The 5,230-nt window shown below is 56.7% G+C and carries 5 protein-coding genes and 1 pseudogene; 3 read left to right on the top strand and 3 right to left on the bottom strand.

Translation table 11 applies throughout. The features are described 5' to 3' along the window. Positions 1–222, top strand: a 222-nt coding sequence (locus AWB81_RS47800; RefSeq protein WP_235026173.1) for a hypothetical protein, incomplete at its 5' end; no start/stop codon positions are given. Between the two features lie 177 nt (positions 223–399). On the opposite strand, the gene AWB81_RS40280 is transcribed toward AWB81_RS47800, so the two are convergent. Next, a complete protein-coding gene (locus tag AWB81_RS40280; protein WP_062643929.1) occupies positions 400–720 on the bottom strand; it encodes a type II toxin-antitoxin system RelE/ParE family toxin in 321 nt (106 codons plus the stop codon). Then, positions 708–992 (bottom strand): CopG family ribbon-helix-helix protein, encoded by a 285-nt coding sequence (locus AWB81_RS40275; RefSeq protein ID WP_062643927.1) that lies wholly within the window; start codon positions 990–992, stop codon positions 708–710. The genes AWB81_RS40280 and AWB81_RS40275 overlap by 13 nt, the downstream gene beginning before the upstream one ends. Positions 993–1,159: 167 nt before the next feature. Between AWB81_RS40275 and AWB81_RS40270 the strand changes: the two genes are divergently transcribed. After that, positions 1,160–1,477: a hypothetical protein gene (locus AWB81_RS40270; protein ID WP_062643925.1), complete on the top strand. Its 318-nt coding sequence runs from the start codon at positions 1,160–1,162 to the stop codon at positions 1,475–1,477. Between the two features lie 52 nt (positions 1,478–1,529). After that, positions 1,530–2,155 (top strand): annotated as a pseudogene (locus AWB81_RS49015) (DsbC family protein). A 1,195-nt stretch (positions 2,156–3,350) separates the two neighbouring features. Here AWB81_RS49015 and AWB81_RS40260 read toward each other — a convergent pair. Next, positions 3,351–4,745 carry a sigma-54 dependent transcriptional regulator gene (locus AWB81_RS40260; RefSeq protein ID WP_062643922.1) on the bottom strand — a complete coding sequence of 465 codons (1,395 nt, stop codon included), beginning with the start codon at positions 4,743–4,745 and terminating at the stop codon, positions 3,351–3,353. Between the last annotated feature and the right edge of the window lie 485 nt (positions 4,746–5,230).

The following is a 5,230-nucleotide window of genomic DNA, read 5'->3' as shown; positions in this document are numbered from 1 at the left end:
GGGGGCGGCTGCGCCGCCCCAACCCCACAACCAGAACAGAAACATCCGTTCGAAACCCGACATCTCTACTTAGCGGCAACCCCGACATTTGAACTTAGCAGCAACATCGCGAAGCAGCTAACTAATAAACCCCGCGAAATCGAGACTGCTCTCTGCTACGCCGCGCGCTATCCCTGGGATGCGTACGCAGCGTGTCCGGTGCACGGCTGCGATGGTGGCTAAATCTTGTTGCTGCAGGCCGAGCACGTTGGCCACATTGATCGCCGATCGGTACCCACAGACCGATGAGTGCACGCGCGCAGTGCGCATTTCGGCTAGCGAACCTGCCCGACGATTGCTTCGATGTCAAATGCCGCAGGCCACCTTACCCCTTCGATAGACTCTCGTGTCGTACGCCGTTCACGTCGAGCGGTCATCATCGCTGCGCCGATACCGCAACTCCCGCTGACTGCGAATGGCCGTAACGAACACGGCGTCTAACTCGGGCACAAACCGATACAGTGCCAAGTAACCGTGGGCACCGGTCGATATGACAAGCTCGCGCATTCCGTGAAGGCTTTCAGCCGGCCGTCCGATCAACGGACTCGATTGCAGTATGTCGAGCGCGCACACAATATCGTCAATGCGTTGAGCAGTGTGCTCAGGGGTGTGCTCGAAAAGAAAGTCAAAAATGCGATCGAAATCCTCGCGAACCTCTGGCGCGAGAATCAGTCGCGCCATCTCTTCACCTTCGGCGGAACCGCGTCAGTCCCAGCGGCCCGACCGCGAAGGTATTCACGCATCTCGGTCCATTCGATTCCAATGCCTGCGTCCAGCATGTTCGCCAGTCGAGCATTGCCGTCGTTGAAAAAACCGCGCCGCAGTTCCTCGTTGGCAACCCTTTCCGCAATCGCTTCCAACATAAAGCTGTGCGACGTCTTCCCGGACTCTTCCGCGAGTTTTGAGACCCGGTCGCCAAGGCCAGGCGGCAGACGAAGCGTGGTGGTAGACATATCGACCTCGTGGTGTGTCACAACTGTGCTACATGATACGTGGTCCAGCCACTTTTGCAAGTGCACGTGCTGTCAAGGTCGTCATGTGTCGGATTAAAAAAGGGACAAATAGATTTATGTAAACTCATGACAAAATTTCGTGCGGTCGTTTGCCAAAAGGACACAAGATGGAACCGATGAAACCCATGAAACCGATCGAACCCATGAAGCCCATGGAGCCGATGAAACCCATGCCTGCCATGGAAAAGTGGTGGCCTGACGATTTGGGCCACGCGTCTTCGAGCGGTTCACAAAATAACGTGCGCTACGCATTCTTTGCCGAAAAGCATCGGCTGCTGATCGAAGAGCACGGCAGCGTTCGGACCTATGACAGCGGCGGTCACCAGATCAACGGCGTATCGCAGCAGCAAAGCCACGGACAATCACTTGCGTTCACGAGTGAAACCGGCGTCGTCGACCTCGATGAATTGAAACAGGTAAGCTGAACCGTCTTGTTCTCGTTGAGCCATCGCTGGTTAGCCTGGTCCGAGGCAAGGAATGATTGCGGGTGCGGACAGCACATCGTCGCGGCGCGCCGCGTCGATTACGTGCTCAACTGGCGGCAGCTCGATGAAACTTAGGTCCATGCTTGGCGTGGGCGCCGTAGCCGCCGCCTTAGTCATCAGTTCGGCACTGCTGTTACCGGGTCCGACGGCGAGGGCGGACGATGAAGCGAGTGCGACGCAAACGCAAGACCGGCACGTCGACTTTGCCAGTTTGCCGTTCAGTCACGCGATCAAGACCGTCCACGGTAACGGGAGCCGGAAGCTGGCAGTGTTCGCCGATCCCTATTGTCCCTATTGCAGGACGCTCGAGCACAGATTAAGCGAGCTGTCCAATGTCACTATTTACACGTTCCTGTTCCGATCCTCACAGCCGATTCGAAGCCGGTGGCAACTGCAATCTGGTGTGCATCCGACCGCGAGGCGACTTGGCGTCGCTGGATGCTGGACGGGCGCTCTCCGGCACGAGGTCACGCGTGCGCTGGCGCACCGATCGACAGCAATCTCGAGCTGACGCGAGGCCTAGGTATAAGGATCACACCCACGATTATTTTTGCGAACGGCGAGACGGTCACGGGTGCACTTCCGCTTTATGACCTGAATAGCATGCTGAGCCCATAGGAGCGAGTAACGGGGCCGAGCACGTGTCTGAGTCGGCAGCGTCATCCGCCGGTTTCGGAACGGCTCGAGCGACTGCCGTCTCATCACGAATACAAGCACGAACCCGTGGCCCAAAGCGATGCGCAGCCAAAGCAAAAAGAAAGCCCGCCAACAGCAGGCGGGCAAGCCATCGCGCTGATACGCGAGGAGACCAATCTATGTTTTAGCAGGGCCGCCCCGCAATGCAAGGCGTATCGTGGATAGGGCGTCGTCTGAGCGTCTCGCTATCAAACGTGAACTGAATAAGTAAGATTGATGCCTATCTACTCGGAGACAGAGAGTCTTGCTGGCATAAAAAATCCCCGCCGGAACGGGGCCAATTTCGAGGAGATAGCACGATGCATGTGCACTACAGCAATGAGCAGGCCGGAATGACCATGAAAACATCACCCGGAAGCGTCGCCATTCCGGACGTTGGCCGCGAAAGCGATGACGCCGATAAGTCAATGCCTGCGTCTCGTGTGACGGGTGCCGCGTCCGGGACGTTAGCATGAGTCACAACGCGCGAGCCAATCGAGCCTCATGCGGAAGCCGGTGCGATCGAATAAGGTACGCAATGCGGTCGAAGGCGTGCCGTCATGGTCAAGCCGCCTCGCAGGGCAGCAGCCCTGCCGCGCGATGTTCTATCGGACTCGCCGTACCACATATCTTACAGTCTCTAGATTTATCTTATTTGGTTGGTAAATTGCTTATTTCAAATTGTATCGTCGAACCATTGATGACTGCCCAAGTTATCGTGGCTGGAGGAAGCTCAAGGGTGGTCTTGACGACCTGACAAGGTCGTTATCCAAATTATGCCGTTAGCCGGTCAAATATCATATAAATAGAACCGACTTACCGAGGGCCTGCGCAAGAGAGTGCTATGCGGATATGTTCCTCGGCGTTCTGTTTGCCATTGGCGAGCGCGCTTTCGCTCGAAGAAAAGCGAGGGTCGCTTTCGCGATACTGATCAAGCCCGCTAATCCAGTACGCTCAAGCCCAATTGCCGTCGACCGAAAAAATTTGGACCGCAAATCGTTCATCTTGATAATCGAAAGTCATTTTGCTCTCTTGCCTTACTACTCGCTTCGTTCGAAACCCTCCAGACTCCAGACCGGTCGGATGCGCGCCGGTCGTGAATCCAATCCGAGCCTCAGTACTTACGCATCCACGTGCTTCAGGCCGCCGAACGCTTCGCGCACGAAGGGGTACCTCGGTCATCGATCTCTTCGGAGCGCAGTCCATGTGCGTTCAACAAGCGGTAGAGCGTCACGCGCGAGATGCCAAGCTCCTGCGCCGCTTCCCCCAGACGACCGCGGTGACGCAGTAGAGCCATTTCGATCGTTTGCCGTTCCGCCGCTTCGCGTGCTTGCGCAAGTGTTATCGGCGCAGCTTCCACGTGTTCTTCGAGTTCCAGATCACGAGCCGTAATCTGACGCCCTTCAGCCATCACGATCGCACGGCGCACCCGGTTGATCAGTTCACGCACGTTGCCGGGCCATCCATAGGTATAAAGCGCCGCGATCGCGCACGAGGAAAAGCCGCGCAGACGCCGACGCGCATCCGTCTTAAACCGCTCAAGCATGTGATGGGCGAGTTTCTCGATGTCCTTGCCGCGCTCCCTGAGCGGTGGTTCGTTGACTTGCAGCACGCATAGGCGGTGATACAGGTCCGCGCGGAAGCGGCCCTCGATCATCGCCGTCTGCATATCGACGTGAGTGGCTGAAATGACGCGCACGTCGACCGGCGTCGAGCCGTGGCCGCCGAGGCGTTCGACCTTGCGCTCCTGCAGAAAGCGCAGGAGGCTCGCCTGGCTTTCTAGCGGCAGGTCGCCGATTTCATCGAGAAACAGCGTCCCGCCATTAGCCGCTTCGACCCGGCCGATCTTGCGCTGGTTCGCACCGGTAAACGCACCGCGCTCGTAGCCGAAGAGTTCGGACTGCAGCAAGTGCGCCGGAATCGCGCCGCAGTTGATCGCGACGAAAGGCTGATCGCACCGCGTCGACCGTTCGTGAATCGCAGCAGCGGTTAGTTCCTTCCCGGTCCCCGACTCGCCGTAGATGAAAACAGGCGCATCGGTCGTCGCGACTTTGCGGATCGAGCGAAAGAGGCCGAGCATTGCGTCACACGAGCCAATCATTCCTCCAGTTTCGTCCCCTTCAACCGCGCGTCCGCCGTCTGAGGCCTCATCACTTAACGTCACCATCCCGTGCGCATGACCGACGGCATTGGCAATCCGTTCGTTTGAGGTCGGCAGCGTTACATAATCGAAGCAGTAGTTGCGGATGAGTCCGCGCACCACGGCGTCGTTAAACTGCTCAAGGTAACCAATTGCCACCCAACCCACGCGCGAACAGGCGAGCCACTGCTCGATAATCTGCAGATCCTGCGGAACTCGAACGCCTGAAAAGTCAACTATGCCGGCGCCAGCGAGGTCGCGTCGATGAGCCGCGTTACACCCGCTTTTGAAGTTAATCGAGTCGACGGTCCATCGACGTTTTGCCAGTGCCGATTCCAGATCTGGAGGCATCTCACGCCCCACATAATACAACTCACGAAATTCCCCGGTCATTACCCTTCTCTCTCAGATTTTTATTAGCTACTGAAAGAGATTATGCATCTGAGTATAAAACGGCGCCACCTGACGCAAACGTTAAACATCGCGCTTTCAACAACTAAGTGATTTCAACCAAAACACAGAAGTAACATTTGCCTGGAATAGTTTGGCAGATGACGAAGGACCCTGAAATCATTGCCGAGAAATGGGCTGTTTTAATCGGAGCTGTCCCGGTCGCAGAGCCAATAGTGCTAGAAACACCAACCAACGGTCCCCCGGCCTAGAAGAGTGAAGATCGTGACTTGGCTGCCTTACGCACCAGCCAATGACCCCGCGAACTCGCGGACCAGCCGTCTCGAAGAGGGAGCCGGCTTTTTAGCGCCGGCAGTGGACTGGACTTCCATCGGACGCTGTTGGCAAAGGTGTCGAGGCTATTTTGAAATGTCGGGGTTTGAGCTTTTTAGAAATGTCGGGTTTTTAGGTTGTAAATCTCACTGTAA

Origin of the sequence: Caballeronia arationis, assembly GCF_001544975.2 — a bacterium.
Taxonomy (GTDB): Bacteria; Pseudomonadota; Gammaproteobacteria; order Burkholderiales; family Burkholderiaceae; genus Caballeronia; species Caballeronia arationis.
The sequence above is the reverse complement of the archived record's forward strand: the minus strand, read 5'-3'. Positions and strand labels throughout refer to the sequence as shown.

Excerpts from the sequence above, each read along its gene's own strand:
- AWB81_RS40270 (WP_062643925.1), top strand. The coding sequence starts at position 1,160 with ATGGAACCGATGAAACCCATGAAACCGATCGAACCCATGAAGCCCATG.
- AWB81_RS40280 (WP_062643929.1), bottom strand. The coding sequence starts at position 720 with ATGGCGCGACTGATTCTCGCGCCAGAGGTTCGCGAGGATTTCGATCGC.
- AWB81_RS40275 (WP_062643927.1), bottom strand. The coding sequence starts at position 992 with ATGTCTACCACCACGCTTCGTCTGCCGCCTGGCCTTGGCGACCGGGTC.
- AWB81_RS40260 (WP_062643922.1), bottom strand. The coding sequence starts at position 4,745 with ATGACCGGGGAATTTCGTGAGTTGTATTATGTGGGGCGTGAGATGCCT.